This is a genomic window from Mesorhizobium sp. M7A.F.Ca.CA.004.06.1.1, assembly GCF_003999135.1.
In the GTDB taxonomy this organism is placed as follows: domain Bacteria; phylum Pseudomonadota; class Alphaproteobacteria; order Rhizobiales; family Rhizobiaceae; genus Mesorhizobium.
In genome coordinates this window covers 1-409 of record NZ_RZPQ01001481.1, presented here as the reverse complement: position 1 = coordinate 409, position 409 = coordinate 1, and the positions used below count along the sequence as shown (strand labels likewise).

Below are 409 nucleotides of genomic sequence, written 5' to 3'. Positions count from 1 at the left end.
GAAGACATCAGGCAGACTGCGCGACTGGTCCGGCTGGGCGAAGGAATGCCAGGCCCGCAAGAAGACGATGAAGCGCAAGACGCATTTCGACCAGGTGCCGCTGAAGCCGCAGCGTGTCTATGAGGAGATGAACAAGGCGTTCGGCCGCGACGTCACCTATGTCACCACGATCGGCCTGTCGCAGATCGCCGGCGCGCAGTTCCTGCATGTCTACAAGCCGCGCAACTGGATCAATTGCGGCCAGGCCGGCCCGCTTGGCTGGACCTTGCCGGCAGCCCTTGGCGTGCGCGCCGCCGATCCCGACCGCACCATCGTGGCGCTGTCGGGCGACTATGATTTCCAGTTCATGATCGAGGAACTGGCGGTCGGCGCACAGCACAAATTGCCCTATCTGCATGTCGTCGTGAAC

At 62.8% G+C, this 409-nt stretch carries 1 protein-coding gene; it reads left to right on the top strand.

Annotated elements, in window-relative coordinates; translation table 11 throughout:
- Window positions 1-409: thiamine pyrophosphate-dependent enzyme (locus tag EN906_RS37035; protein ID WP_245484429.1), on the top strand; the 409-nt coding region annotated here is incomplete at both ends.